The sequence below is a fragment of the Jannaschia sp. L-14R genome, assembly GCF_056857695.1.
Genome location: NZ_JBSXNP010000007.1, coordinates 168930 through 195079, shown reverse-complemented (window position 1 = coordinate 195079; position 26150 = coordinate 168930). Strand labels below are relative to the sequence as shown.

Sequence of the window (26150 nt, the reverse complement as noted above, 5' to 3'; positions counted from 1 at the left end):
CTATCTGGCACCCTAGCAACAGGAGTGCCCCATGAGCGTCAGCCTTGTCGGAACGGTCGTCAAACCCATCCATCCGGAAGGCCGGAAATTCATCGCGATCTTCATTGCCGTGACTCTGATCCTCTGGTTCGTGTGGGAACCGCTGGGCGTGATCGCCACGGCGCTGACGATCTGGTGCTACTACTTCTTTCGCGATCCCGACCGCACCGTGCCGATGGATGACGGATTGATCGTCTCACCCGCCGATGGCGTCGTGTCGCTGATCGGACCCGCCGTTCCCCCGGTCGAATTGGGGCTTGGCGCGGAGCCTCTGACCCGCGTGTCGGTCTTCATGTCCGTGTTCGACTGCCACGTGAACCGTGCGCCCGTCGCGGGCGAGGTCACGGCGGTCGCCTATCGTCCCGGCAAATTCTTTTCGGCCGAACTGGATAAGGCCTCCGAGGAGAACGAGCGCAACGGCATCGTCCTGACGATGGACGATGGCACCCGTCTGGGTGTCGTGCAGATCGCCGGACTCGTGGCACGTCGTATCCTGTGCGAAGTCGATCAGGGCGCGCGCCTGGCGCGGGGTGACCGCTTCGGACTGATCCGCTTCGGATCACGACTGGATGTCTATCTTCCCGAAGGCACTGCGCCACGCGTGTCCGTCGGGCAGGTCATGACATCGGGCGAAAGCATCCTTGCCATTCTGGGCGATGCGCGCCCCGCTACATCAAGGGTCGAGTAAATGCCGCCGGTGCAGGAAACGCGCGAAGGGCGCCTGCCGCTGATCTCGCTGGTGCCGAACATCGTGACGCTGCTGGGCCTCAGCGTCGGTCTGACGTCGATCCGCTTCACGTTCGACAACCGTTTCGATATCGCGGCCGGGCTGCTGATCCTTGCCGCACTGATCGACGGTCTGGACGGTTTGCTGGCACGGCGACTGAATGCGGCATCGCCTTTCGGGGCAGAGTTGGATTCCCTGTCGGATTTCGTCTGTTTCGGTGTCGCTCCGGCGCTGCTGGTCTATCATTTCGGGTTGGGAAATCTGGCCGGCATGGGCTGGCTCGCAGCGTTGTTCTTCGCAATCTGCTGTTGTCTGCGACTGGCCCGCTTCAACGTCGCCGCCAAGGGCGAAACATCCGATGACAAGCAATCCTTCACCGGTGTTCCGGCCCCGGCGGGTGCGATGCTGGGCATCTTTCCGGTCACGCTTTATCTCGCCGATTTCGTGGACCTGCGCGACCTGCAATTGCTGGTGGCGATCTGGATGCTGGCCGTCGGTGCGATGATGATCGCGCGCTTCAAAACCCTGTCGCTCAAGGCGATGCGGATCAGCCGGGACAACGCGGTCTATGTTCTGCTGGCGGCGGCCATCATCATTGGCCTGATGCTGACGCGCCTCTGGCTGTTCCATGTTGCCGCGACGGTTCTGTATCTCTCCCTGCTTGCTTGGGGCGTTGCAAAACGGCGGCTCTGACGGAAAAAAGGCCCCTCATTCCTAAGGGGCCTTCGCGAAACTACGGATACGCCCGATGCTACCGCTTGCGATCGCGGCGCGACGACATCGGCTGAAACGCGACAGAGACATGCGCCTCGCAATAGGGCTTTCCAGCCTGGGTCTGCAGTCCGCAGAACCAGAACTTTTCCGTCGCCGGATCGCCGATCGGCCATTTGCAGGTCCGTTCGGTCAACTCCATCAGCGAAATCTTCTTGGCCGTCTTCTCGACCGCATTCACCTTGGCCAGGGCTTCGGGCGAAATCTCGTTGGCCGAAGGTTGCGGCGGCAACGGCTGTCCGGCCATCAACGGTTTGCGCAGGGGCGTGACATTGGTGCCCTGCGGCACGGCTGCCATGGTCCGCGGCTCGTCGTCGTCATCTTCTTCGACGGCGGGCACAGGCTCGGGCTTGGGGGCAGGCGTCGGGTCCGGTTTCGCGGTCTTCGGCGCGGGTGCCGGTTTGGCGGGCGTCTGGGACGCGGGCTTCGCCTCGTCGGCGTTGCGGTTGCTCAGACCCAGCCTGTGGACCTTGCCGATCACCGCATTGCGGGTGACGCCCCCAAGTTCCTTGGCGATCTGCGAGGCAGAGGCCCCTTCGCCCCACATACGCTTGAGGGTCTCGACGCGGTCATCGGTCCAGGCCATGCCACTCTCCTTGAAAACTGCTCATATCCCCCGTTTGTTGTGTTCGGATACGCACACCGCTAGGGGTGGCGATCCCGGAGGAAGTGCTATTGTAAGCATCCCATGCGTCCGTCACAAGCCGGACGCCCGGTCAGAGGGTCGCAAATGTCAGACACGACAGAGCTGCAACAGGGTGTGCGTCGTTTCGGCCACGTCAACTGGCTGGGGATGTGGACGCTGACGATTCGCGAAGTGCGCCGGTTCGTCGCCGTCTGGACCCAGACATTGCTGGCACCCCTGGCGACCGCCACACTGTTTCTGCTGGTTTTTTCTCTGGCGATCGGCACCCGGCGCGGTGACGTCATGGGTGTGCCTTTCGTTCAGTTTCTGGCACCCGGCATCCTGATGATGACCGTGATCCAGAATTCCTTTGCAAATGTATCGTCCTCCATCGTCATCTCCAAGGTGCAGGGCAATATCGTCGACACGTTGATGCCGCCCCTCTCGGCCTTCGAACTGGTCGTCGGCTATCTGGTCGGCGGTATCCTGCGCGGGCTGATGGTGGCGGTGGCGATCACGGTTCTGCTATTCCCGTTTATCGGCCTCGGTATTCAGAACCCGGTCATGGCGCTGGTCTGGGTCAGCCTTGGTGGTGCTTTCCTTGGGTCCATCGGCATCATCGCGGGGGTCTTCGCCAACAAATTCGACCAGATGGCGGCGATCACCAACTTCATTGTGACACCGCTCAGCTTCCTGTCAGGCACATTCTATTCCATCGAGGGACTGCCGCCTGTGATGCGTGCTCTCAGCTATGGTAACCCGATCTTCTACCTGATTGACGGATTGCGGTCTTCGGTGCTGGGCGTATCCGACAGCTCGCCCTGGCTGGGTTTCGCGGTCGTCTCCGGCACGACGCTGGCGCTCTGTGGCGTCGCGTGGTGGATGTTCCGGACGGGGTATCGTCTGAAGTCCTGATATCTGTTCAGACGACAAGATCGCCGTCAGGCCGGGCGGCGGGGAACGGACGGCGGGAACGCTCCTGGTGCTGTCGAAATGACCGCAGGCGGCCCTCTCTCCAGGCCAGAAAGCCCGTGTGCATCAGAACGGTGGCGGCGACCATCAAGGCCCCGGCAATCGGGTTCGCGCGATCCTTCGTCGAAGGATCTCATCGGCGTCAGACACCCAGACACCAGCGCATGATCGCCTTCTGCGCGTGCAGCCGGTTTTCCGCCTCGTCGAAGACGACCGACCGGGGGCCATCCAGCACGGCATCGGTGATCTCTTCGCCGCGGTGGGCGGGCAGGCAGTGCATGACCAGCGCATGGTCCGGTGCCGCGGCGATCAGGGCCTCGTTCACCTGATAGGGGCGCAACAGGTTGTGCCGCCGCTGCCGCGACGATTCCGCGTCACCCATGCTGACCCAGGTGTCGGTCACGATCAGGTCGGCATCGGCCACCGCGCGCGCTGGGTCGCGTTCGATCCGCACGTCGCAGCCGGCCTTGCGGGCGGCCCCCACGACGGCATCGGGCGGGTCCAGTTGCTGCGGCCCGGAGAACGTGAAGTTGAACCCGAAGCTGGCGGCGGCATGCAGGAAACTTTGGGCCACGTTATTGCCGTCACCCATCCACGCCACACGCTTGCCCACGATGGGGCCGCGATGTTCCTCGAATGTCATGACGTCGGCCATGATCTGGCAGGGATGCGAATTGTCGGTCAGGCCGTTGATGACCGGCACGCTGGCATGTTCTGCCATTTCGGTCAGAATATCCTCGCCGAAAGTCCGGATCATGATCAGGTCGACATAACGCGACAGAACGCGGGCGGTGTCGGCGATGGTTTCGCCATGTCCCAGTTGCATGTCCGCGCCAGACAGAACCATTGTCGTGCCGCCCATCTGGCGGGTTCCGACATCGAAACTGATCCGCGTCCGGGTCGAGGGCTTCTCGAAGATCAGCGCGACGACACGGCCTGCCAGCGGCAGGTCATCGTCGGGCGTGCCCTTGGGGCGGTCGCCGCGCCCCGTCTTCATGGCCATCGCCGTATCGAGGATCGCGCGTAGCTGCGCCGGATCGGTTCTGTGAATATCGAGAAAATTGTTCATGTATCGCTCCTTGCGGAGAGGGTGGGAGCCGTCTGGCCTCAACCTCCGAGGATATTTCGGGAAAGCTTGAATTCAGGCTGGGACGAGGGCCGCGGCGGTGCGGTCCAGTCGGATCAACGCCTCGCGGATATCGTCGTCGGTGATATTCAGCGGGGGCAGAAGGCGCAGGACGTTGTCGGCGGCGGGTATGACGCAAAGCTCCTGCCCGTAGGCCGCGGCCAGCACGTCGGTGTTCGGCATTTTGCACTTCAGGCCCAGCATCAGGCCCGATCCGCGCACGAAGTCGAACACATCCGGGTGCGACGCCACGAGGCCCTCCAGTCCCTGCCGGAACAACGCGGCCTTGCGGTTCACCTCGGCCAGAAAGTCATCCGTCGCGACAATATCCATGACGGCATTGCCCACGGCGCAGGCCAGCGGGTTGCCGCCATAGGTGCTGCCATGCGTGCCTGCCGTCATGCCGATGGCCGCATCCTCGGTTGCCAGAAGCGCGCCCAACGGGAAGCCCCCGCCGATGCCCTTGGCGACCATCATGATGTCGGGCGACACACCGGCCCATTCATGCGCGAACAGCTTGCCGGTCCGGCCCATGCCGCATTGCACCTCGTCGAAGATCAACAGCGCTCCGGTCTGGTCACACAGGTCGCGCAATCCCTTCAGACATTGGTCAGGCACGGGCACGATGCCGCCTTCGCCCTGCACCGGCTCCAGGATCACGGCGGCGACGTCGGGGGATTTCATCGCCTCGGTCAACGCATCGTGATCGCCGAACGGCAGGTGACGAAAACCCGGCAGCAGGGGGCCGAAACCCCTGGTCATCTTCTCGGACCCGGCGGCGGCGATACCTGCGGCGGACCGGCCATGAAAGCTGCCGGTGAAGGCCAGGATCACATGCCGTTCGGGCTGGCCCTTTTCGGTCCAGTACTTGCGCGCCATCTTGACCGCCAGTTCGCAGGCTTCGGTGCCGGAGTTGGTAAAGAAACAGGTGTCCGCGAAGGTATGCTCGACCAGTTTTTCAGCCAGCGCCTGCTGTTGCGGGATCTGATACAGGTTGCTGGTGTGCCATAACGCCCCGGCCTGCGTCGTCAGCGCCGAGACAAGCGCCGGATTGGCGTGGCCCAGCACGTTCACCGCGATGCCTGCGCCCAGGTCCAGAAAACGTCGCCCGTCCGCTTCCACCAGCCAGGAGCCTTCGCCCGAGACGAAGCTCAGCGGCGCGCGGTTGTAGGTGGGCAGAACGGCGGGGATCATACCATTTCCTTGGGTCAGGGTTTCGGAGATTTGGGCGTGGCGCAAATCCGGAGGCCTGTCAACGCGCCCCCCTCACGCCATCGTTGGATGAACGTGATCGGGCGGAGTGGTTCAATGACCGGCAATCAATCGGAGAGAATCATGAAACGCACAACCATGGCCACCGCTGCCGCATTAGCCGGAGGTCTGACGCTCGCCGCGCCCCTCGCCGCGCAGGAGGTCTGCACCGTCGAAGGCGATTATTACGATCTGGATGCCGCCGGTGTCGATGCATTCTACAACTGCATGTCCGATCGCATGGTCGAAGGCTATACCTCCGAAGGCAACGAAATCGCTGCCATCTATCGCGACTGGATGCCCACCGCGACCCGCGCCGCCGTCCCCGGCCCCCATGGCGACCGCTTCCTTCTGACCTTCGCCAACGATGTCGCGGCCGAGCAGTATCTGAAGTTCGAAGAGGGCGGTTTCGAAATGCCGGTAGGGTCGGTTCTTGCCAAGGAATCCATCGCTGTTGGCGACGGGACGGGCCGCGTCGGTCCGCTGTTCATCATGACCAAGGTCGACGATGCGCCGGACAATGACAACTGGCTTTACTCGGCCGTTCAGCCCAACGGCAAGGACATGAAGATCAGCCAGAGCTTCTGCAGCGACTGTCATATCGGTTTCGATACGCAGGACAGCATGGGGTATCCGCTGGAAGAGGTGCGCCTGACAGCAAACTGATCCGGTCACAGGCCTGCGTCAGACATCGGGCATCCCGCGACCGGGATATCCCGTGTGCTCTCTCGACATCGGCCGGTCTGACGGGCAGATGTGACGGATGTGGCCCCGCACCCGAGCCCTTTCCGTGCATCTGCTGACCGCCACCGGCGCGGTCTTCGCGATGCTGTCCCTGCTGGCGGCGGTCGAAGGCGCGTGGTCGGGGATGTTCCTTTGGCTTCTGATGGCACTGATCGTGGATGGCGTCGACGGCCCGCTGGCCCGGCGCTGGGATGTAACCCTTCATGCGGCGCGTTTCGATGGTGTTCTGCTCGATCTGATCATCGACTACCTGACCTATGTGTTTATCCCGGTCTACGCGCTCTATGCGTCCGGTCTGGTGCCGGGCTGGGCGGGTTGGGGCATCCTGATCGTGGTGCCCTTCGCTTCGGCGCTGTATTTCTGCGACACGCGGATGAAAACCGCCGATGCCAGCTTCGAGGGGTTTCCCGGCTGCTGGAACATGGTCGCCCTGACGGTTTTCATTCTGCAACCCAATCCCTGGATGACGCTGATCGCGGCGATCCTGCTGTCGGTCGCGATGTTCCTTCCGATCCGCTTCGTGCATCCGACCCGGACGCGGCAATGGCGCCCCGTCACGCTGTCGGTCACGACGGTCTGGATGATCCTGGCGCTGACGGCCGCCTGGGGGGAATTCGGGCTGGGTCCGGTCCTGGGCTGGGTCTTCGCTGTCTGTACGCTCTATCTGCTCTGCGCGGGCGCGGTGCAGCAGGCACTCGGCGGCATCGCAGGGCGCGAGCGGCAGCGTTAAAGGTCGAACGACCCGTCGGCATTCGGCTCGATCTCCGGCATGTCAGGGTCGCGAAGGTCGGGGCCAGGCAGGTCGGGGGTCAGCGGGGTTTTCCGGCGGATGAGTATATCGCCGTTCGGAAGCACCTCGGGCACATCGTAGACGTCGAAATCATCTATGATGTCACTCAGGCTGCGCTGCATTTCCTCCATGAAGGGCGTGGCATCCTGTGCCAGCCCCTCCAGATCGCGCAGGGCCGGCTCCATGTCCTCGATCAATCCGTCGAGGAACAGCCGGAGGCCCCGCTCGGTCACCGGGCGATCATCTTCCTGCGCGGCGAGCGGCAAGGCCGGGGCGGTCAGCATAAGAGCGATCAACAGCGGTTTCATGTATTCAAAGGTGGGTCGAAGAAGCGGTAACGTCAAGGATCACCGGGAAATGGTCCGAGGCGTCCAGAAGGGCCTGCCGCAGATCCGGGTCCCTGGAAGCATCGACATCGTCGAACGGATGCAGAATGCGCCAGCGACACCGACTTCGTAACCTACGACTGACCATAGCAAAGTCCAGAAGCGCATTCAGATATCTGCGGTTGTCATTGTCCCAGAACCGCGCCGTCGCGGGCAGGGCGGCCCCGATGCGCACCGGTTTGGCATTCGGGTCGTGCAGCGCATCCGGCCCTTCGCCCAGCACAACCTCCACCCCAGACCGTCCGAACAGCGTCTCAAAGGCATCCAGTCCCGGTCCATCGTTGAAATCACCCGCGACGATCATGTCGCGTCCTTCGGCCAGGCGCTCATCGACACGGCGGCGCAGCCAGATGCACTGCGCCAGTTGCTTGCGCCGGTTCAGGATATTCACCCGCAGCTCGTCCTGCGCATCGACCGCCCCATGCGCGGCTTTCGACTTGGCGTGAACCCCGATCAGGTGCAGCGGCCCGACCGGCGTCTCCAGATCGAGTTCCAGCGGAGGTTTCGACCAGATCAGCCGCTCGGCTTTCAGGTCGATGTCCAGATCCATCCCGAAAACGCGATCGAAGCGCGGCGCATTTTCGCTATCGCCGGGCGCATGGCGGGGTGTAACTCGCGTCGGATCATACAGCAGCGCGATTTCCTGCCGCGTGTCGTTCGCGAACCCCAGCATCGCTTTCGTTGTCCGCAGACCGACGGCGTCGGCGAAGCCCTGTAACGCCACCACCGATGACCGGCGGCGATTGTCGTCCGGTGCCTCGATGATCAGCAGGGCATCGGCGTCTACGGCACGCATGACCGCCGCGATAGCCTGCAACTGCCGCGCCTTCGTCACCTCATAGCGTGCCGACAGCTCCTCGGTCGCGTCCATCGCGCCATCGTCCAAAAACAGCCGGTTGAACCATTCCACGTTCCATGTGGCGAAGCGAAAGCTCACGCCTCGTCGGCCTGTATCTTTTCCCACGCCCGGTTGATCGCGATCAGACGCTTTTCCGCCAGTTTTACCGCCTCTTCCGGCAGGCCGCGCGCCATCAGGCGGTCCGGGTGCGTCTCGCGGACGGCAGCGCGCCAGGCGGCGCGGATCTCTTCCATCGGTGCATCCGGCGCCACACCCAGCACCTCGTGGCAATCCGGCTCGACCCCCGGCACGAAGCGGGTGCGCAGCGACCGGAACTCGCGTTCCGAAAGGCGGAAGATCTGCGCCACGCGGGTCAGGAAATCGTCCTCGGCGGGGTGATAGGTGCCGTCGGCCATCGCGATGTGGAACAGGCCTTCCATCAGGTCGCGCAGGGTGTCCGTGTCGTCCGCGAACATCTTCTGGATGCGGCGGGCGTATTCCTCGAAACCCGCGACGTCGGTGCGCGCCATGTCGAAGACGCGCGCGGCGTTGTCGATCTCGGACGGTGCGATGGTGAAAACTTCGCGGAAGGCGGAAACCTCGTCGCGGGTCACCAGACCGTCCGCCTTGGCCATCTTGGCGCTCAGCGCGATGACGGCGATGGTAAAGGCGACCGAACGGTCGGGCGGCGTTCGCAGCCGGTCGAACAGCCCGGACAACGCCTCGCCCGGTGCCAGGCTGGCCAGAACGTCCAGAATACGGGACCAAAGGCTCATTGCGCGATCCTACACTGATGTAAGGACGGCAAGAACGACAATTTCCGAAAGCTGCTGAATTGCCCCCAGCACATCCCCCGTCTGTCCCCCGATCCTGCTGCGCGCCAATGTCCCGATACCGGCCAGGACGCCCAGCACCAGAAGCCCCGCCACCAGCCCATGCCCCTCCACCGGGATCAGCGCCAGAACCGCCAGCCCCAGACAGACCTGCGCCACGATCGCAGGCGGCCGTCCCATGCCATGCGACAATCCGTCGGTCCGCGCGGGCGGCAGCCAGCGCATCGCGACGGCCATCGGTGCACGGCTGACAACGGCGGCGATCAGGACCGGCAGCACCTGCATCTGCACCATTGCCGTTGCGATCAGCGACCATCGGATCGTCAGCGTCAGCACCAGTGCGACCATCCCATAGGTGCCGATCCGGCTGTCGCGCATGATCTCAAGCCGTCGTTCGGGGGTGGAACCGCCCCAGATGCCGTCGGCCATGTCGGCCAGTCCGTCCTCGTGCAACGCGCCCGTCAGCACGATCTGAAGCGTCAGCGTCACGGCTGCCGCGACAGCGGGCGTCGCCCCCAGAAACCAGACCCCCCATCCGGCCCCGACCGCGATCATCGCGACCAGCAATCCGGCCAGCGGCCAGGCCCAGGCGGCATCGGCGGCCCGTGGCGTCGGAGGCGCGCGCAGGGCGGTGGTGACCGGCAGGCGGGTCATCAGCATCAGCGCGGAAGTGACGTCGGATCGAAGGGGCATGTCTTTCCTGCACTGGCGAAGGGCGTAACGCTCGCATATCGCTCGTGGTCAACACCGTAAAGATCAACCCGAGGCTCAAATGACCGACCTGACCAGCCTGACCGCCATTCGTGCCGCCCTGGCCGCCGCTCCCGCCGCCGACACCGCCGCCCGCGCCGGGGCCACGGATCGCAACGGCCAGTTGACCAAGCCACCGGGCGCATTGGGCCGGTTGGAGGATCTGGCAATCTGGTATGCCGGATGGGCCGGCGACGCGCGCCCCCGGATCGCCGCGCCGCAGGTTCTGGTTTTCGCGGGCAACCATGGCGTCGCGGCGCGGGGTGTCAGCGCCTTTCCACCCGAAGTCACTATGCAGATGGTCGCCAACTTCCGCGCGGGCGGGGCCGCCATCAACCAGTTGTCGGATTTCGCGGGTGCGCAGATGCAGGTTCACGCACTCGACCTGGATACGCCCACTGCCGATTTCACCCAAGGCCCCGCCATGACCGGGGCCGAGGTCTGCGCCGCATTCACCACCGGCTGGAACGCCGTCGATCGGAACGCCGACCTTCTGGTGACAGGCGAAATGGGCATCGGCAATACCACCTCCGCCGCAGCCATCGTGACCGCGCTTCTGGGCGGCGACGACTGGACCGGACGCGGCACCGGCGTCGACGATGCCGGGCTGGCCCGCAAGCAGGCGGTCATTGCCGCAGGCCTGGCCGCCAACCCGAAGCGTTCGGGGCTGGAGGTTCTGGCTGCTCTGGGCGGTCGGGAAGTCGCAGCCATGGCAGGTGCCATCGCGGGCGCACGGGCGCTGCGCATTCCGGTCATTCTCGACGGGTTCATCTGCTGCGCCGCGGCCCTGTGCCTGCAGGCCGAAGAGGCGGGCGCATTGGATCATTGCGTCGCGGGCCACCTGTCCGCCGAAGGTGCGCACGCCCGCATGCTGGAGGCCCTGGGCAAGCAGCCGCTGCTTTCGCTGGGCCTGCGGTTGGGCGAAGGCTCGGGCGCGGCGCTCGCCATTCAGGTTCTGAAAGGCGCGCTGGCCTGCCATTCCGGGATGGCCACATTCGCCGAGGCGGGCGTCGCGGCGGGCTAGCCGTTCCGCGCGTCGCGGTCCGCCACCAGAAACGACAGGGCGTCGGCCACGATCTTGGTATTCGCGCCCCCCGTGACCCCGCCGATGCCCACACGACGCCCGACACGCCACCACATGCCCGGCACCCAGGCCCGGCCCAGCGGCGATTTCAGGCGGATCAGGAACCCGTTCGACGGCTTCAGGCTGAACAGCGTGCGATCGACCGACGCGATCTGATCCAGCGGTGCGATCGGGGTGCCGTCCTCGGACCACAGGCCATCCTCGCGCAGCACGATGCCCTGCGCCGATCCGCGCCAGCCCTTCTGCGCCAGCACCAGTGCACCGATCCCTATCAGCACGAGGAATATCTTCCACAGCGGGTTCGACGGCGGGTTCACCACGGCCAGCCACAATAACAAGCCGCCCAGCAGCAACTGGATCACCAGGCCCATCATGCGGCGCGGGGCTGAGGGACGGAGGATGTGCATCGGATCGGACATGGCCCCGGCCTATCGCTCCGCGCGGCGCTGCACAATCACGGTTCGCACCCGCGCGTTGCGGCACGGCCCGCCGCCGCCTATCTTTACGTCAACTCCAAACAGGAAAGGACAGGCCATGTCTCTGCGTCCCGTTCTCGAAACCCGCACCGCCCGCCCGACGCTGGAAGGCGCCGGCGTCCACCTTCACCGTGCCTTCGGCTTCGGCGACCCGTCCGAGCAGGATCCGTTCCTGTTGTTCGACGACTTCCGTGGCGATCACCCCGATATGTATTCCGCCGGTTTCCCGTGGCATCCGCACCGGGGAATCGAGACGATCACCTATGTTCTGGAAGGCGAGGTCGATCACGGCGACTCGCTGGGCAATTCGGGCACTTTGGGCGCTGGTTCGGTCCAGTGGATGACAGCCGGGTCCGGTATCCTGCATCAGGAAATGCCGCGCGGGAACGCCAAGGGGCAGATGCACGGCTTCCAGCTTTGGGCAAACCTGCCCGGCGCGCTCAAGATGACGGCCCCGCGCTATCAGGACATCGCCGGATCGGACATTCCCGAGGTGACAGACGATGACGGCACCCGCATCAAGGTCGTCATGGGCGAAATCTGGGGCACCAGGGGACCGGTCGACGGTATCGCCGCCGATCCGCAATACCTCGATATTTCGGTCCCGCCGGGCGTGAAGAAGACCTTCAAGGTCGACACCTATCGTCAGACCTTCGCCTATGTCTTCGCAGGCTCGGGCGCGTTTTCGGATGCCAGCGCGCCGCAGGGGATTCTGGTGGAGAAGGACTGGCAGGGTCAGGAGGTCAATATCCGCGACCTGTCGGGCAATCGCACGCTGGTCCGCTTCGGCTCCGGCGATGAGATCACGGTGCAGGCGGGCGAAGACGGCGTGCGTTTCCTGCTGGTCTCGGGCGCGCCGATCAGAGAGCCGGTGGCCTGGCACGGTCCCATCGTGATGAACACTCAGGATGAATTGCAGCAGGCGATGAAGGACCTGCGCAACGGGACGTTCATTCAACCGGCGCATTAGACGGGAGGGGGGCGAGGGATCTTCCCTCGCGCTCCCTGGGATATTTCATGCCAAGAGGAAGGGGCGGGTCAGCCGCCCTTGCCCAGACGGGCGCGCCGGTCGCGGATGCCCTCGGCACGTTCCTTTTCGTCCCAGCGCCGGCCCGACAGGCTTTCGGTGTTGAACGTGTCTTCCGCCACCAGAACCTTCCATCGCTCGACCCGGTTCGCGTCGATATCGCCTGCGTCCAGTGTGGCCATGATGGCGCAGCCCGGCTCTCTCTCGTGGGCGCAGTCGCGGAATTTGCACTGCCCGGCCAGCATTTCCAGATCGGCGAACAGCGTGGCCAGACCATCGGCGGTATCGGTCAGTTGCAACTCGCGCATGCCCGGCGTGTCAAGGACGACGCAACCGTTGCCCAGCAGGTGCATCTGCCGGTGCGTCGTTGTGTGACGCCCCCGGTCGTCCGCTTCGCGCGCGGGTTGGGTGGCGATCTCCGGCCCGTCGGACAGCGCATTCACCAGCGTCGATTTCCCCACGCCTGACGACCCCAGAAACGCCACCGTCTGCCCCGGCCCGCACCAACGCGCCAGATCGCGGCGGGGTGCGTCGCCCCGCGCGTCCAGAACCACGACCTCTACCCGGTCCGAAATCGTCCGCGCCCGGTCGGCCATGGCCTGCGCGTCGTCGCACAGATCGGGCTTGGTCATCACGATCACCGGCACGGCCCCCGCCTCAAGGGTCAGGGCGGCATAGCGTTCCAGCCGGGCCACGTTGAATTCGCGCGTGCAGGAGGTGACGATGAACACCGTGTCGATGTTCGCCGCGATCAACTGTACCTCGTGCCCCTTGCCGGGCGCGCGGCGCTTGATCAGGCTGTGCCGGTCCAGCACGCGGCTGTCGACGGGGCGATCCCGGTCCAGCAGCATCCAGTCGCCCACGGTCGCCGCCACGCCCGGCGGAATACGCCGGTCCAACCCGGCCCCAAGCGCACGCAACCCGCTGCGATGGACTTCGGTGACGCGGACCGGGGGCGCGGCTTCCAGATCGGCATCCGACACCTGATCGGCAAAGAACGCCTGCCAGCCCAGGGCCGCCAGCGTCAGATCGTCGGTCGGGGGCATGTCGTCGGACATGGAAGTGCTTTCAGATGGGGGTCTCATTGCGTCGTCGCATGGCGGGGTGGTGCTGGGCAAGCGTCAGCCCAGCGTCGTCTCTTCCGATCAGGGCTTCACCCGCCGCATCTGGCAATCGGAGCGGCGGACGGATACTGCGGTTTCCATGTTGAACACGATCCGCCACGGCTTGCCCACCGACCGCCCCCCGCTTCTGATCGCGCATGGCCTGTTCGGGTCGGCGCGCAACTGGGGCGTTATCGCCAAGCGCCTGTCCACGGATCGTCAGGTCGTCGCCGTCGACATGCGAAATCACGGCGACAGCGCGTGGCACGACACCCATTCCTATGCCGATCTCGCCGCCGATCTGGCGCAGGTCATCGGCGATACGCCGCACGACGTTCTGGGCCATTCGATGGGCGGTAAGGCGGCGATGGTTCTGGCACTGACCGACCCGACGCGCCTTCGCCGCCTGATCGTGGCCGACATCGCTCCCGTTGCGTACGACCACACACAGGCGCATCTGATCGCGGCCATGCGCGCCGTCGATCTGTCTGGCGTCACCCGTCGGTCGGATGCCGCCGCACAACTCATGCAGGTGCCCGACGACGGCACGCGGTCGTTCCTGCTGCAATCGCTGGACACCGCCGACAAGCGCTGGACCCTGAACCTCGACACACTGGAGGCCGAGATGCCGAAGATCCTCGGCTTTCCCGATCTCTCTGGCACGTTCGACGGGCCCGCGTTCTTCCTGTCAGGCGCGGAAAGCGACTACGTCCGCCCCGAACACCGGGCCACGATCAAGGCATTGTTCCCGCAGGCACGCTTCGCCAGAATTCCCGACGCCCACCATTGGTTGCACGCCGAGAAACCGCGCGAATTCGAGGCGGCGGTGCGCGCCTTTCTCGACGTCTAGGCGGTCAGGCCCTCCGGCTCGTCCAGACCATGTGCGCGGCAGCAGGCGGTCAGCGTATTGGCCAGCAGGCAGGCAATGGTCATGGGGCCGACACCGCCGGGGACCGGGGTGATCGCCCCTGCCACGGCAGCGCAACTGTCGAAGTCGACGTCGCCCACCAGCCGTGTCCTCGGCGTCCCGTCATCCCTGACCCCGGCGTCGATGCGGTTGATGCCGACATCGATGACCGTGGCGCCCGGTTTGATCCAGTCGCCGGGCACCATCTGCGGGCGGCCCACGGCGGCGACCACGATATCGGCGCGGCGCACGACATCGGCCAGGTTCCTGGTGCGCGAATGCGCGATGGTCACGGTGCAGCTGTCGCCCAGCAGAAGCTGCGCCATCGGCTTGCCGACGATGTTCGACCGGCCCAGCACGACCGCATCCATGCCTGACAGCGAGCCATGATGATCCCGCAGCATCATCAGGCACCCCAGCGGCGTACAGGGCACCATCGCCTTCTGCCCCGTCGCCAGAAGACCGACGTTCGAGATGTGGAAGCCATCGACGTCCTTGGCCGGGTCGATCGCGGCCAGCACCTTGTCGGCATCGATATGATCGGGCAGCGGCAACTGGCACAGGATGCCGTGGACCGCCGGGTCGGCGTTCAGCTGCGCGATCAGGGCCAGCAGGTCGGCTTCGGAGGTGTCGGCAGGCAGCCTGTGCTCGAAGCTCTCCATTCCAACCTCGACCGTCTGCTTGCCCTTGTTGCGGACATAGACGGCACTGGCGGGATCCTCACCGACCAGAACGACGGCCAGACCGGGTGTCACGCCTGCGGCCTTTACCCGCGCGACCTCGGTGGCGACCTGTTCGCGGATGCGGGCCGCGAAGGCCTTTCCGTCGATGATCGTTGCGGTCATCCGTTTCTCCTCATCTGCTTTCTTGTCCGACCCGGATCACCCGCAGGTCACCCGTGGATCACCCGTGGCGATTCTTCGCCGGTCGCGGAGCATTGCTGCGACCGCTGGTCCCGAATGTGAACGATTGATTCACAAAGGTGAACGGCGGCGTTTCGGGTTTCGCACCTTCAAAACAGCCCCTCGACCTCGCCCGCGTCGTTCAACCGGATGTTCTCGGCCGAGGGCACGCGCGGCAGGCCGGGCATCGTCATGATATCGCCGCAGACCGCGACCACGAAGCCTGCCCCTGCCGACAGCCTGACTTCGCGGACCGGCACCGAATGCCCCGTCGGCGCGCCACGCAAATTCGGATCGGTCGAGAAGGAATACTGCGTCTTGGCCATGCAGACCGGCAGATGGCCATAGCCCTGTTCTTCCCAGGCCTTTAGCTGATCGCGGATCTTCTTGTCGGCCAGCACCTCGTCGGCGTGATAGATTCGTTTGGCGATAGTCTCCATCTTCTGGAACAGCGGCATCTCGTCGGGGTAGAGCGGCGCGAAGTTCGCCACCCCCGCATCGGCGATTTCCGCCACGCGCCTGGCCAACGCCTCGGACCCCTTGGAGCCGTCGGCCCAATGCTTCGAGACGATGGCCTCGGATCCCTGGCTGGCGACGTAGTCACTGACCGCCTGCACCTCGGCATCCGAGTCGCCGGTGAAGTGGTTGATCGCGACCACGACCGGCACGCCGAAGGATTTCACATTGCCGATGTGGCGGCCCAGATTGGCGCAGCCCGCCTTTACCGCGTCTACATTTTCAGCGGCCAGATCGGCTTTGGCGATGCCGCCGTTCATCTTCATCGCCCGCACCGTCGCCACCAGCACCACGCAATCTGGCGCGATCCCGGCCTTGCGGCACTTGATGTTCATGAACTTCTCGGCCCCCAGATCAGCCCCGAAGCCCGCCTCGGTCACCACGTAATCCGCCAGTTTCAGCGCCGTCGTCGTCGCGATGACCGAGTTGCAGCCATGCGCGATGTTGGCGAACGGCCCGCCATGCACGAAGGCGGGGTTGTTCTCCAGCGTCTGCACCAGATTGGGTTGCATCGCATCCTTCAACAATACCGTCATCGCACCATCGGCCTTGATATCGCGGGCATAGATCGGTTTGCGATCGCGGGTATAAGCCACGATCATATCACCCAAACGTTTCTCCAGATCCTTCAGGTCACTGGCCAGACACAGGCAGGCCATGACTTCAGATGCAACGGTGATATCGAACCCGGCCTCACTGGGAAAACCGTTGCTGACCCCGCCCAGGCTGGCGGTGATCTGGCGCAGCGCCCGGTCGTTCATATCGACGACGCGCCGCCAGACGACGCGTCGGATGTCGATCTCCAGCGTGTTGCCCCAGTAGATGTGATTGTCGATCATCGCCGACAGCAGGGAATGCGCACTGGTGATGGCATGGAAATCGCCGGTGAAGTGGAGGTTCATCTCCTCCATAGGAACGATCTGCGCGTAACCGCCGCCCGCAGCGCCGCCCTTCATCCCGAAATTGGGCCCGAGCGAGGCTTCGCGGATGCAGATCATCGCCTTTTTGCCGATCGCGTTCAGACCGTCGCCCAGACCCACCGTCGTCGTCGTCTTGCCTTCACCCGCGGGTGTCGGGTTGATCGCGGTCACAAGGATAAGTTTGCCACTCTTGCGCGCCTCGATGCCGTTGATGAACGCCTGACTGACCTTGGCCTTGTCATGCCCATACGGCAGCAGATCATCCGCCCCGATGCCCAGCTTCTCTCCGATCTCCAGGATAGGACGCTTATTCGCCGCACGGGCAATCTCGATATCTGTCTTCACGGTCATGGCGGCATCCTTTTCGTCGCGCGGGCTTCAGACTTGGCACAAGCCCTATGCGGAGCGACAGGGGAAGGGTGTTGCGAAAACCGACATTCCGACACGTTCCCACGTCGCCGCAAGGGCCTGACGGATCGGATTGGAAACTATGGCAACGGCTGGGAAACGGAAGCATCGGCCAGAGCTGGAAAAATGATCGTGCCGAATCAAGGAACCGAAACGAGTTGTTAATTGTTCTACCTGCAAGAACGATGAACATCATCGGCAGAGTATCGCCGAACTACCCAACTCAGGAGCTTACCATGACCGCCACAAGCCTCTTCATTCACGCCGGTTTCGTCACCGGTCTGGCCCTTGCTCTCGCGACAAGCCTGGCTCTGGCCTGATAAATACGAACAGATTGATTTCAAAGGCCTGATGCGCTGCGTCAGGCCTTTTCCTTTGCGCATTGCCAGCCTCTGATCAGGCACAGGCAACCGATGTTTTCAGCAAGCCAGCACGGCATACGCATCCTACCCGTCACGGAATGGAAACCCCGGCACGCGCCATGACACGATGCCGGGGCCGTTGAGAAAACCTCAGGCGCTTGGTTCGGGTTCGGGCGCGATATCCGGACCCTTGGATTTCGGCTTGGTTTTCGGAACCGCCGTCAGGCTGCTGCCGCCCGAAATATCCGTGTGATCGTCGTCATCACCGCGCGTGAGCACCTCTCCGTTGATCACCTTCATGATCTCGGGTCCGGTCAGCGTCTCATATTCCAGAAGACCCTGCGCCAGGTTTTCCAGCGCATCGGCCTTTTCGGTCAGGATACGCTTGGCGGTCTCATACCCGTCGTTGATGATTTCCTTGACCTTGTCGTCGATCAGCTTTTGCGTTTCGGACGAATGGTTCGTACCGCCGCCATAGGGTCCCAGGAAACTTTGCTGTTCGTTTGCATAATCGACGAACCCCAATTCCTCGTGGGCATAGCCATATTGCGTGACCATGGCGCGCGCCATTTGCGTGGCCTGTTTGATGTCCTGACTGGCCCCGCTGGTGACATGCTCCTTGCCGAAGATCAGCTCCTCGGCGACGCGGCCACCCATCGCCATTGCAATGCGCGAGGTGAACCACTGATAGCTGGCCGAGATCCGGTCGCGTTCGGGCAGCGACAACACCAGACCCAATGCACGACCGCGCGGGATGATCGTTGCCTTGTGGATAGGATCATGCTGCGGCACGTTCAGGCCGACGATAGCGTGACCGGCTTCGTGATAGGCGGTCAGTTTCTTTTCGTCTTCGGTCATGACCATCGACCGACGCTCGGCCCCCATCATCACCTTGTCCTTGGCTTGCTCGAAGTCCTCCATCGTCACGACACGGCGGCCAATGCGAGCAGCGCTCAGCGCGGATTCGTTCACGAGGTTGGCAAGGTCGGCCCCCGAGAAACCAGGCGTGCCACGCGCAATGATCCGCAGGTCGACGTCAGCACCCAGCGGCACCTTGCGGGCATGAACGTTGAGGATCTTTTCACGACCCTTGATGTCGGGATTCGGCACCTGCACCTGACGGTCGAAGCGACCGGGGCGCAGCAATGCCGGGTCCAGAACGTCGGGCCGGTTGGTGGCGGCGACGATGATGATGCCCTCGTTCGCCTCGAACCCGTCCATTTCGACCAGAAGCTGGTTCAGCGTCTGCTCACGCTCGTCGTTGCCACCGCCATAGCCGACGCCGCGCGAACGGCCGACGGCGTCGATTTCGTCGATGAAGACGATACAGGGCGCGTTTTTCTTGGCCTGTTCGAACATATCGCGGACACGGCTGGCCCCGACACCCACGAACATCTCGACGAAGTCAGAGCCGGAAATGGTAAAGAACGGCACCCCGGCTTCGCCCGCCACGGCGCGCGCCAGAAGCGTTTTGCCCGTACCCGGAGGGCCAACCAAAAGAGCGCCCTTGGGAATTTTACCGCCCAGTCGACTGAACTTTTGCGGATTACGCAGGAATTCGACGATTTCTTCCAGGTCTTCCTTGGCCTCATCGATGCCAGCCACGTCGTCAAACGTCACCCGGCCCGATTTCTCGGTCAGCAGTTTTGCCTTCGACTTGCCGAAGCCCATGGCGCCGCCTTTGCCGCCGCCCTGCATGCGATTCATGAAGAAGATCCAGATCCCGATCAGCACGAGGAACGGCAACCACAGTCCCAGCGCCGACAGGAACCCAGACTGTTGCTGACTTTCGGCGACGATCCGCACGTTATTCTTCAGAAGCGTATCGGTTACGTCCACGTCGGCAGGCTTGATCGTCATCTGGTCAGCACCCGATGCGCCGCGGAAGACGATCCGCTCGCCGTCCAGAGTCACAGTGGAAACCGACCCGTTCTCGACCTGGTTGATGAAGTCGGAGTACGGGACGTCGCGGCCGGCGACCGTCGAATTACCACCTGAAAACAGTTGGAAGAGGGCCATCACAAGGACGAAAAGAACGACCCAGAAGGCGATATTGCGCGCATTACCCAAGAAAAATCTCCGAATCTCGCGGCCCTAGACCACGCGTTTGGTTTGCACTGAAAGATAGTCGTTCGGGCCGCAGGTTCAACGTCTTATCAGCGCCTGTGCGAATGCGACGCGGGGAAATGCGTCCCAACCTTCCGACCACCCGGCGATCGGCGCGGCGATCAGGCTGTCTCCGCGCCGCACCGCAGGCGAGGCCATGACGGTTTTTCGCGGCAGGCCGGTCGCTCTCCAGTCGATGGAATTGATGTCGTCGCCGAGCGCGCCGACGGTAAGCTCGGGCGCATGCGGGCCGTCCAGTATCCAGCGCCCGTCCCATACCGCGTCGGTCTGGGACGGACCGGCGACGGCGGAAAGTTCACGTCCGATCCGCATATCGGGCAGGTTCGGCTCTATCCGGCATCCGGCCAGTGTGCAGGCCTGACGGTTCAGAATATTTTCACGCAAACGACGCTGTTCGGCCCGGCGGGGTGCATCCGACTTGCCGCCCACCCATGCCAGTGCGGCGACCAGCAAGCGTCTGGCGTGTTCAGGTTCCGACGCGAACAGGTCGGAGAAAGGCGCAAGGGCGAAGATCAGGTCGCCACGATCCTCGCGGATAAGCTCGCGGGCCAGCATGCGCATCCGATGGTCCAGGGTATCCCGCGCTTCGCCCAGCGCCGTCGCCGACTGACACAAAGTTGCGACATCAAGGCCGAGGCTCGCCATCGCATGGCGGACCGCGATGCGATCGAAAGACGGGTCTTCGTTGCTTGGATCTTCGATAGGTGTGATCCCCTTTGCACCGAGATAGTCGCGCAATTCGGCGCGGCGGATATCCAGAAACGGGCGGCCCCAGTGCAGCGACGTGTGCGCCGCCAGCCGCCACGCCGCCATCCGGGCCAAACCGTCGATGCCCGCCCCGCGCCGCAACCGCAACACCAGCGTTTCGGCAACGTCATCGGCGGTGTGACCCAGCAGAACGGCGTTGCACCCCACGGTCCCGGCCCAGTCCTTCATCGCCTCGTACCTGGCATCGCGGGCGCGCGCCTGAAGGTTCGGGCCGGGGACCAGATCGGTCAGGGTCAGTGTATCATGCGGGCAACCCAGACCGGCGCAAAGGGTGGCGACATGGTTCGTTTCGGCTGCGGAGCCGTCGCGCAAGCCGTGGTCCACTGTCACGGCTCGAACGTCGATTCCGTCTTCTTTCGCCCAGTCGAGCGTCGCCAGCAAAAGCGCCGTCGAATCGCCGCCACCCGAAATGGCAACGCCAAGCGGGCCAGACTCGAAACGAGAGCGACGGGGGCCGAGAAGGGTCTCGAGGGACGTCCAGAGGCGTCCCCCGATGGTACTATCCTGCGCAGCCAAGACCTGCCCGCGCCGCATTGGCCTGCGAGATGGCGGGCGAGTTCGGGAAGCGGATCGCCACTTCCGACAGCGTCAGACATGCCTCATCGTTTTGCCCCAGAGAGCCGAGCGCCGTGCCCAGCCCCACCAGCGCTTCGGGCGCCCGCGGGCCTTCGGGGGTGCCGGAAAACGATTCGAGATATGCGCGGGCCGCAGCGGCGTGCTGGCCGTCGCGGGCCAGCGCCTGGCCGCGGAAGAACTGTGCTTCGGCGGTCAGCGGCCCGGTCGGATAGCTTGTGACGAACTGACTGAACGCCTGCGCCGCAGCGGCATTGTCACCCGCATCCAGCGCGGATTTGGCGCGGTCAAAATCAGCCTGTTCGCTGAACGCCAACTCAGCGCCGCCGGACGTGCCACCGGTTTCGGCCGGAGGCGCGATGATGCCCGCTGCCGCTGTTCCGCCCTCGGGCGCGCCGCCCAGCGGGCCGGGGTTCGGCAGGGACGCCAGGTCGCAATCGGTCGTCAGTTCGCAAAGCTGGAACCGCAGATCCTCGATTCTTGCGGCCCCGTCACGTGATACGCTTTCGATGCGAAACTGCATCCGCTCGGTCTTTTGGGTCAAGCGTTGCAGCTCGCTCTCGATGGCATTCATCCGATCGAGAACCGTGGACCCACCAGTGCCGGTCGCGGGCGCACCGGTGGTGTTCAATTCACCCTTCAGTTTCTGCATCTCGACCTGCAGAACGCTCAACTGCTGGCGAATGTCGGCCAGGGTCTGGTCCTGCTGCGCGACTGCAGGCAGCCCCGACATCGCTGTCAACAGAGCGACGCAGAGGACGCGCAGCATCAGACGCCCGCCCCGGCGGCCAGCACGGTGACGGCTCGACGGTTCTGGCTATAGCACGCTTCTGTCGAACAGACCTGAACCGGACGCTCCTTGCCATAGCTGATGGTGCGCAGGCGCGTGGCGGAAACGCCCTGGCTGATCAGGTAATCGCGGGCCGAATTCGCACGTCGGCCGCCAAGCGCAAGGTTGTATTCCCGGGTGCCCTGTTCGTCCGCATGACCTTCGATCAGCGCGGTGTAGCCGGGGTTGCTGTTCATCCAACGGGCCTGGGCGGCAAGGACGGTCTGCGCCTCGGGAGACAGGCTGGATTGATTGAGAGCGAACAGTACGCGGTCGCCGATGGTTTGCTGGAAATAAGCCACCGAGGATGGATCGTTGGCGCTGCCGGGGACAAAACTGCCGTTTGCGCCGGCATTCAGATCGACGGCGCCGTTCGCCCCGTCTTGACCCAGGCGGCTGCCACAGGCGGACAGGGTCAGCGCGGCCAACAGAAGAAGTGCAGTCAGTTTCATGGTATCTACCTCTATCGAAGGAGCGGACCCCAGGACGGGTCCGAAGCCGCCGCGGGAGTCGCGGCACGTTGAAGATTCCGGCCAGTAATGTCGACCGTATACAAAGCAGGCGCACCATTCGCGCCCGACGTCTCGCGGGTAAACATGATCACACGCCCGTTCGGCGCCCAGGTCGGCCCCTCGTCCAGAAAAGCTCCGGTCAGCAGCCGTTCTTCGGACCCGTCGGTGCGCATCACGCCAATGTGGAAGCGGCCCTCATTCTGCTTGGTGAAGGCGATATAATCGTTCTTGGGCGACCAGACAGGCGTGCCATACCGGCCCGCGCCAAAGCTGATCCGGTTACCTTCGCCGCCACTCGCAGGCATAATATAAAGCTGCTGTCCGCCCGAGCGATCAGACTCGAAGGTGATCCGGGTGCCATCGGGGCTGAAACTGGGGGCCGTCTCGATCGAGGGGGCCGTCGTCAGCCGCGTCGTCGCACCCGAGTTGAGATCCAGCAGATACAGGTCGGTATTGCCTGCCACCTCGGCGGAATACACGACGCGTCCGCCATCCGGGCTGAATCGTGGGGCGAAGCTCATGTTCTGGTCGATGCCGCCCACGGTCTGCTTTTGGAGGGTGCCGACATTGATCAACGTGACCTTGGGAAAGCCCGATTCATACCCGGTATAGATGATTCGGCTGCCGTCCGGGCTGAACCGAGGGGCCAACACGATGGAATCCGACGACGTCAGATATTGTACATTCGCCCCGTCGTAATCCATCACCGCCAGACGCTTGAGCCGTGCATCCTTGGGCCCCTGTTCCGAGACGAATACCGTGCGGCTGTCGAAATAGGGGCCTTCGCCGGTGATGCGGGAATAGGCGGCGTCGGCAACCTTGTGGGCCATGCGGCGCCAGCCATCGGCGGTCCCGACGAATTGCAGTCCCTCGCCCAGAGGTGCCTCGCTGGTCACGTCGAACAGTCGGAACTGAACGACGATGCGCCCGTCCCCCTCGGCCAGAACGGAGCCGGTGATAAGCGCCTGTGCATTGATCGCCTTCCAGTCGGAAAACTGGATCGGGGCATCGAAAGTGCCGATACGTGAAATATGAGCGTCCCTGGGGATTTCACGGAACAGGCCGGTGTTCGTCAAATCCGCCGCGATGACCTGCGAGATGTTGTCGGCAAGTTCGGCCGCCTCCGCGTTCCGCGCCACGAAAGTCGGCACCGCAAAGGGCAGAGGCGATATGTTCGGATCGGTGATGATGATTTCCAACTGCGCCCGTGCGGCACCTGTCAGGAATGCAAGCGACAGCAGAGCGGCGCAGAGACCTTGATACAATCGTTTCACGTCAACCTCATCGTTTCCAGAACGGTCGTGCGTCCGGTATCGCCGCCATGGCGAAATTTCTCAACCGGCCGTGTGGGCTTTGCTGCAGGGTGGCAACGTTCAGCGCGATATTGTGACATCACCGAACCCGCGATTGCGTCGGATCGAAGGTGATCGTGATGTTTTTCCACTGTGCATAGCTTTCTTCGGGCAAGTCATAGCCCTGATTCTTCACCGAACACTGGATAATCGCGGTCTTGGCCCGTTCTAATGCGATTTGCTGGGACGCCGCGGTGCCGCCCGACGCATTTTTCACCCGGATCGTACTGGAGATGGGAAAACCGTCGGGCCGCATTTCGAACGACACCGTCATTACGGTCCGCATGACATCGGTCGAGACGGCACCCAGATCCCAGCAGCTTTGCACGGCGAGACGGAAGCCTTCCTCCTGTCCCGGAGAAAGTTGCGGGCCTGGATCGCCGGGCGAGGCGGGTGTGCCGCCACCCAGAGCTTCGGCCAAAGCCGCGGATGTATCGAATGTGCGGGGTTCTTCGGCGGCGGTCGCCGTTTCAGTCGGTCGGGGTTCCGCCGGAGCGGCGGGTCGTGCCGGAGCGGCGGGCGTTTCGGCCACAGCAACTTGCGGACGCGCGGGCCGTGACGGAGGCCGTGACGATGTCTCGGGGGCATTCGACGGTTGTTCGGCGGCCGCCGGGATATCGGCTTCGGTGATGATACGCGGTGCGCTCTCCTCGGGCGCGGTCGGCGTTTCGGCAGGTTCGACCGGCTCCTCCGGTTTGACGTCCGATGGGGCAGGCGGGGCCTCGACCGTTGGTGCGGTTTCCGTCAGAGGCGGCGGGGCCGGGGCAGGCGTGGGCGACACGCGTTCCGCGGCGCGCGGGGTGGGCCGTGGGCCGGGTGCCGCATCCGGCGCATCGGCGGGCGGGGTCGGCGCGTTCGGTGCATCCTGCGTCACTTCGGTCTGTGGCAGGACCAGTTCTGCCACGTCCGGCGTATCGTCAGGCTGGGTAGGAGTCGGGGTCACGGGCGTCGGTGCAGGCTCAGGGGGCGGTGCTTCTTCGGTGGGAGTAGGCGCCTGAGATGTTTCGGGTTGTTCGGGTGCCGCAGGTGCTGCCGGAGCGGGCGCGGCAGGGGCCGGAGCCGCCGACACCAGTGCGTCGAATTCGGCACTGGAAATGACGCTGACGGCCGCAATCTGCAACTGGTCGTCTTCAACGGGGTTGAAAAGCCCGGCAACCATGGCCCAGACGATCAGGCCTGCATGGGCCGTGCCCGAGAGCGCGACTGCCGTGCGCCGTTCCATCTACTGATCCGCCGTGCCGGTGCCATCCAGCGTCGGCCCGCCCGCATCCGTGACCAGCCCGATATTTCGGAACCCGCCCGCGTTCAAAGCACCCATCACCACCATAATGTCGGAATATGGCACGCTTCCGTCAGCGCGCAGGAACACCCTGTCGCTCTGACGTTCGCCGGCGATCGCCTGCAATCGCGTGACCAATTCGTCGCGTGGCACTTCCTGAGACCCGATCTGCACGAGACCATCCGCTGCGACCGTTATGGCCAGCGGCTCCTCGTCTTCCTGAGGCAGGGGCGTGGCGGCAGTCTGGGGCAGCTCGACGGGAACGCCCGCCGTGAGCAGGGGGGCCGCGACCATGAAGATGATCAGCAGCACCAGCATCACGTCCACAAAGGGCGTGACGTTGATTTCGGACATCGGTGCACCGCTGCTGCTGCGCCTGCGGCGTCGCCCGCCACTGCCGCCGCCGGACTGGATCGTTCCCGCCCCCATGTCAGGCCGCGTCCAGCTGGCGCGACAGGATAGTGGCGAATTCGTCCGCGAAGGCTTCGTAGTTACCGGTGATGCGATCCGCATCGCGGGTCAGCTTGTTATAGAAGACGACCGCCGGAATGGCGGCCAGAAGGCCCAGTCCCGTGGCCAGCAAGGCTTCGGCAATGCCGGGAGCCACGACTGCGAGATTGGTGTTCTGGCTGATGGCGATCTGTTCGAACGCGTTCTTGATGCCCCAGACCGTGCCGAACAGGCCGACGAACGGTCCGGTGGATCCGACCGTGGCCAGAAAAACGAGCCCGGATGTCAGGCGGTCGCGTTCCTTGGCGATGGCCACATCCATGGTGCGATCGATGCGCGACTGGGTGCCCGCGATCAGGCCACCGTCATCGCGGTGGCTGCGCGACCATTCCTGCATTGCCGAGGCGAAGATGCGCTCCGACGCGGATTTGGGTCGGTCGCCGATCTGGTCATAGAGTTCGTCCAACGGCTCGCCCGACCAGAAAGCCCGGTCGAAGGAGGCGGCGTGGTTGCGCGCGCGCCGGAACTGCACGACTTTCTGGATCAGCACGGCCCAGACCCAGATCGAGGCTGCAAACAGCATGACCATAACGATCTTCACGATGAAGGTCGCACGCAGGAACAGCGCCCAGAGCGAGAAGTCGATCTCGCTGGCGGCTGCCAGTACTTCGGTTTCCATGTGGACTGCCCGTCCTTGGTTGTT

The 26150-nt window shown here is 64.1% G+C and carries 28 protein-coding genes; 9 read left to right on the top strand and 19 right to left on the bottom strand.

Features of this window, described 5'->3' with window-relative positions; genetic code table 11:
- Positions 1-31: 31 nt before the first annotated feature.
- Positions 32-727 (top strand): phosphatidylserine decarboxylase, encoded by a 696-nt coding sequence (locus AC13C2_RS02635; protein WP_092760650.1) that lies wholly within the window; start codon positions 32-34, stop codon positions 725-727.
- Positions 728-1459 carry a CDP-diacylglycerol--serine O-phosphatidyltransferase gene (gene pssA / locus AC13C2_RS02630; RefSeq protein ID WP_482885861.1) on the top strand — a complete coding sequence of 244 codons (732 nt, stop codon included), beginning with the start codon at positions 728-730 and terminating at the stop codon, positions 1457-1459.
- A gap of 58 nt (positions 1460-1517) precedes the next feature.
- On the opposite strand, the gene AC13C2_RS02625 is transcribed toward pssA, so the two are convergent.
- On the bottom strand, positions 1518-2123 hold the full coding sequence (locus AC13C2_RS02625) for a GcrA family cell cycle regulator (protein ID WP_482885860.1): 606 nt from the start codon (positions 2121-2123) through the stop codon (positions 1518-1520).
- Positions 2124-2267: 144 nt separating this feature from the next.
- On the opposite strand from AC13C2_RS02625, the gene AC13C2_RS02620 reads away from it, so the two are divergent.
- On the top strand, positions 2268-3077 hold the full coding sequence (locus AC13C2_RS02620; RefSeq protein ID WP_339644651.1) for an ABC transporter permease: 810 nt from the start codon (positions 2268-2270) through the stop codon (positions 3075-3077).
- A 199-nt stretch (positions 3078-3276) separates the two neighbouring features.
- Here the strand turns inward: AC13C2_RS02620 and argF are convergent, their stop codons facing one another.
- Both argF and AC13C2_RS02610 read right to left on the bottom strand, forming a co-directional pair.
- A complete protein-coding gene (argF, locus tag AC13C2_RS02615; RefSeq protein WP_092760658.1) occupies positions 3277-4203 on the bottom strand; it encodes an ornithine carbamoyltransferase in 927 nt (308 codons plus the stop codon).
- Between the two features lie 72 nt (positions 4204-4275).
- Complete coding sequence (locus tag AC13C2_RS02610; RefSeq protein WP_482885859.1) at positions 4276-5454, bottom strand: acetylornithine transaminase; 1179 nt, start codon at positions 5452-5454, stop codon at positions 4276-4278.
- A gap of 141 nt (positions 5455-5595) precedes the next feature.
- Here AC13C2_RS02610 and AC13C2_RS02605 point away from each other — a divergent pair, with 141 nt between their 5' ends.
- Together AC13C2_RS02605 and AC13C2_RS02600 are read left to right on the top strand one after the other, a co-directional pair.
- Positions 5596-6177: a cytochrome P460 family protein gene (locus AC13C2_RS02605; protein WP_482885858.1), complete on the top strand. Its 582-nt coding sequence runs from the start codon at positions 5596-5598 to the stop codon at positions 6175-6177.
- Between the two features lie 97 nt (positions 6178-6274).
- The gene (locus AC13C2_RS02600) at positions 6275-6985 is read left to right on the top strand and encodes a CDP-alcohol phosphatidyltransferase family protein (protein ID WP_339644662.1); all 711 of its coding nucleotides are present in this window, start codon (positions 6275-6277) and stop codon (positions 6983-6985) included.
- Here the strand turns inward: AC13C2_RS02600 and AC13C2_RS02595 are convergent.
- The 4 genes from AC13C2_RS02595 to cobS are packed head-to-tail and all read right to left on the bottom strand — an operon-like array spanning position 6982 to position 9795.
- The gene (locus AC13C2_RS02595; RefSeq protein ID WP_339644664.1) at positions 6982-7353 is read right to left on the bottom strand and encodes a hypothetical protein; all 372 of its coding nucleotides are present in this window, start codon (positions 7351-7353) and stop codon (positions 6982-6984) included. The two genes, AC13C2_RS02600 and AC13C2_RS02595, sit on opposite strands and share 4 nt — an antisense overlap.
- A gap of 4 nt (positions 7354-7357) precedes the next feature.
- Positions 7358-8368 (bottom strand): endonuclease/exonuclease/phosphatase family protein, encoded by a 1011-nt coding sequence (locus AC13C2_RS02590; protein WP_482885857.1) that lies wholly within the window; start codon positions 8366-8368, stop codon positions 7358-7360.
- Positions 8365-9045 carry a molecular chaperone DjiA gene (locus tag AC13C2_RS02585; protein ID WP_092760664.1) on the bottom strand — a complete coding sequence of 227 codons (681 nt, stop codon included), beginning with the start codon at positions 9043-9045 and terminating at the stop codon, positions 8365-8367. The genes AC13C2_RS02590 and AC13C2_RS02585 overlap by 4 nt, the downstream gene beginning before the upstream one ends.
- Before the next feature lie 9 nt (positions 9046-9054).
- Positions 9055-9795 (bottom strand): adenosylcobinamide-GDP ribazoletransferase, encoded by a 741-nt coding sequence (cobS, locus tag AC13C2_RS02580; RefSeq protein ID WP_092760666.1) that lies wholly within the window; start codon positions 9793-9795, stop codon positions 9055-9057.
- Positions 9796-9874: 79 nt separating this feature from the next.
- On the opposite strand from cobS, the gene cobT reads away from it, so the two are divergent.
- Entirely contained in the window at positions 9875-10876 is a 1002-nt protein-coding gene (gene cobT, locus AC13C2_RS02575; RefSeq protein ID WP_092760668.1) for a nicotinate-nucleotide--dimethylbenzimidazole phosphoribosyltransferase, read from the top strand.
- Here cobT and AC13C2_RS02570 read toward each other — a convergent pair.
- Positions 10873-11355, bottom strand: coding sequence for a hypothetical protein (locus tag AC13C2_RS02570; protein ID WP_092760670.1), 483 nt, complete (start codon positions 11353-11355; stop codon positions 10873-10875). The two genes, cobT and AC13C2_RS02570, sit on opposite strands and share 4 nt — an antisense overlap.
- Before the next feature lie 115 nt (positions 11356-11470).
- On the opposite strand from AC13C2_RS02570, the gene AC13C2_RS02565 reads away from it, so the two are divergent.
- Positions 11471-12382, top strand: coding sequence for a pirin family protein (locus AC13C2_RS02565; RefSeq protein ID WP_482885856.1), 912 nt, complete (start codon positions 11471-11473; stop codon positions 12380-12382).
- Positions 12383-12450: 68 nt separating this feature from the next.
- Here the strand turns inward: AC13C2_RS02565 and rsgA are convergent, their stop codons facing one another.
- Positions 12451-13497, bottom strand: coding sequence for a ribosome small subunit-dependent GTPase A (gene rsgA / locus AC13C2_RS02560; RefSeq protein WP_482885855.1), 1047 nt, complete (start codon positions 13495-13497; stop codon positions 12451-12453).
- A 145-nt stretch (positions 13498-13642) separates the two neighbouring features.
- On the opposite strand from rsgA, the gene AC13C2_RS02555 reads away from it, so the two are divergent.
- Positions 13643-14392 carry an alpha/beta fold hydrolase gene (locus tag AC13C2_RS02555; RefSeq protein WP_482885883.1) on the top strand — a complete coding sequence of 250 codons (750 nt, stop codon included), beginning with the start codon at positions 13643-13645 and terminating at the stop codon, positions 14390-14392.
- Here the strand turns inward: AC13C2_RS02555 and folD are convergent.
- Both folD and AC13C2_RS02545 read right to left on the bottom strand, forming a co-directional pair.
- Positions 14389-15294 carry a bifunctional methylenetetrahydrofolate dehydrogenase/methenyltetrahydrofolate cyclohydrolase FolD gene (gene folD / locus AC13C2_RS02550; protein WP_482885854.1) on the bottom strand — a complete coding sequence of 302 codons (906 nt, stop codon included), beginning with the start codon at positions 15292-15294 and terminating at the stop codon, positions 14389-14391. The two genes, AC13C2_RS02555 and folD, sit on opposite strands and share 4 nt — an antisense overlap.
- A gap of 167 nt (positions 15295-15461) precedes the next feature.
- On the bottom strand, positions 15462-17138 hold the full coding sequence (locus tag AC13C2_RS02545) for a formate--tetrahydrofolate ligase (RefSeq protein ID WP_424337776.1): 1677 nt from the start codon (positions 17136-17138) through the stop codon (positions 15462-15464).
- A 242-nt stretch (positions 17139-17380) separates the two neighbouring features.
- Here AC13C2_RS02545 and AC13C2_RS02540 point away from each other — a divergent pair, with 242 nt between their 5' ends.
- Positions 17381-17515, top strand: coding sequence for a hypothetical protein (locus AC13C2_RS02540; RefSeq protein WP_482885852.1), 135 nt, complete (start codon positions 17381-17383; stop codon positions 17513-17515).
- A 192-nt stretch (positions 17516-17707) separates the two neighbouring features.
- Here the strand turns inward: AC13C2_RS02540 and ftsH are convergent, their stop codons facing one another.
- The 8 genes from ftsH to tolQ all read right to left on the bottom strand — a co-directional run bounded on the left by ftsH (position 17708) and on the right by tolQ (position 26126).
- Entirely contained in the window at positions 17708-19627 is a 1920-nt protein-coding gene (gene ftsH, locus AC13C2_RS02535; protein WP_092760682.1) for an ATP-dependent zinc metalloprotease FtsH, read from the bottom strand.
- Between the two features lie 75 nt (positions 19628-19702).
- A complete protein-coding gene (gene tilS / locus AC13C2_RS02530) occupies positions 19703-20968 on the bottom strand; it encodes a tRNA lysidine(34) synthetase TilS (RefSeq protein ID WP_482885850.1) in 1266 nt (421 codons plus the stop codon).
- Entirely contained in the window at positions 20952-21794 is an 843-nt protein-coding gene (gene ybgF / locus AC13C2_RS02525) for a tol-pal system protein YbgF (protein ID WP_424337778.1), read from the bottom strand. Before ybgF ends, tilS begins: the two co-directional genes overlap by 17 nt.
- Positions 21794-22306, bottom strand: coding sequence for a peptidoglycan-associated lipoprotein Pal (pal, locus tag AC13C2_RS02520; RefSeq protein ID WP_092760688.1), 513 nt, complete (start codon positions 22304-22306; stop codon positions 21794-21796). The genes ybgF and pal overlap by 1 nt, the downstream gene beginning before the upstream one ends.
- A gap of 11 nt (positions 22307-22317) precedes the next feature.
- Positions 22318-23640 carry a Tol-Pal system beta propeller repeat protein TolB gene (gene tolB, locus AC13C2_RS02515; protein WP_474522335.1) on the bottom strand — a complete coding sequence of 441 codons (1323 nt, stop codon included), beginning with the start codon at positions 23638-23640 and terminating at the stop codon, positions 22318-22320.
- 118 nt (positions 23641-23758) lie between these two features.
- A complete protein-coding gene (locus AC13C2_RS02510) occupies positions 23759-24940 on the bottom strand; it encodes a hypothetical protein (protein WP_092760692.1) in 1182 nt (393 codons plus the stop codon).
- The gene (gene tolR / locus AC13C2_RS02505) at positions 24941-25426 is read right to left on the bottom strand and encodes a protein TolR (RefSeq protein ID WP_092760694.1); all 486 of its coding nucleotides are present in this window, start codon (positions 25424-25426) and stop codon (positions 24941-24943) included.
- Between the two features lies 1 nt (position 25427).
- A complete protein-coding gene (tolQ, locus tag AC13C2_RS02500; RefSeq protein ID WP_092760696.1) occupies positions 25428-26126 on the bottom strand; it encodes a protein TolQ in 699 nt (232 codons plus the stop codon).
- Between the last annotated feature and the right edge of the window lie 24 nt (positions 26127-26150).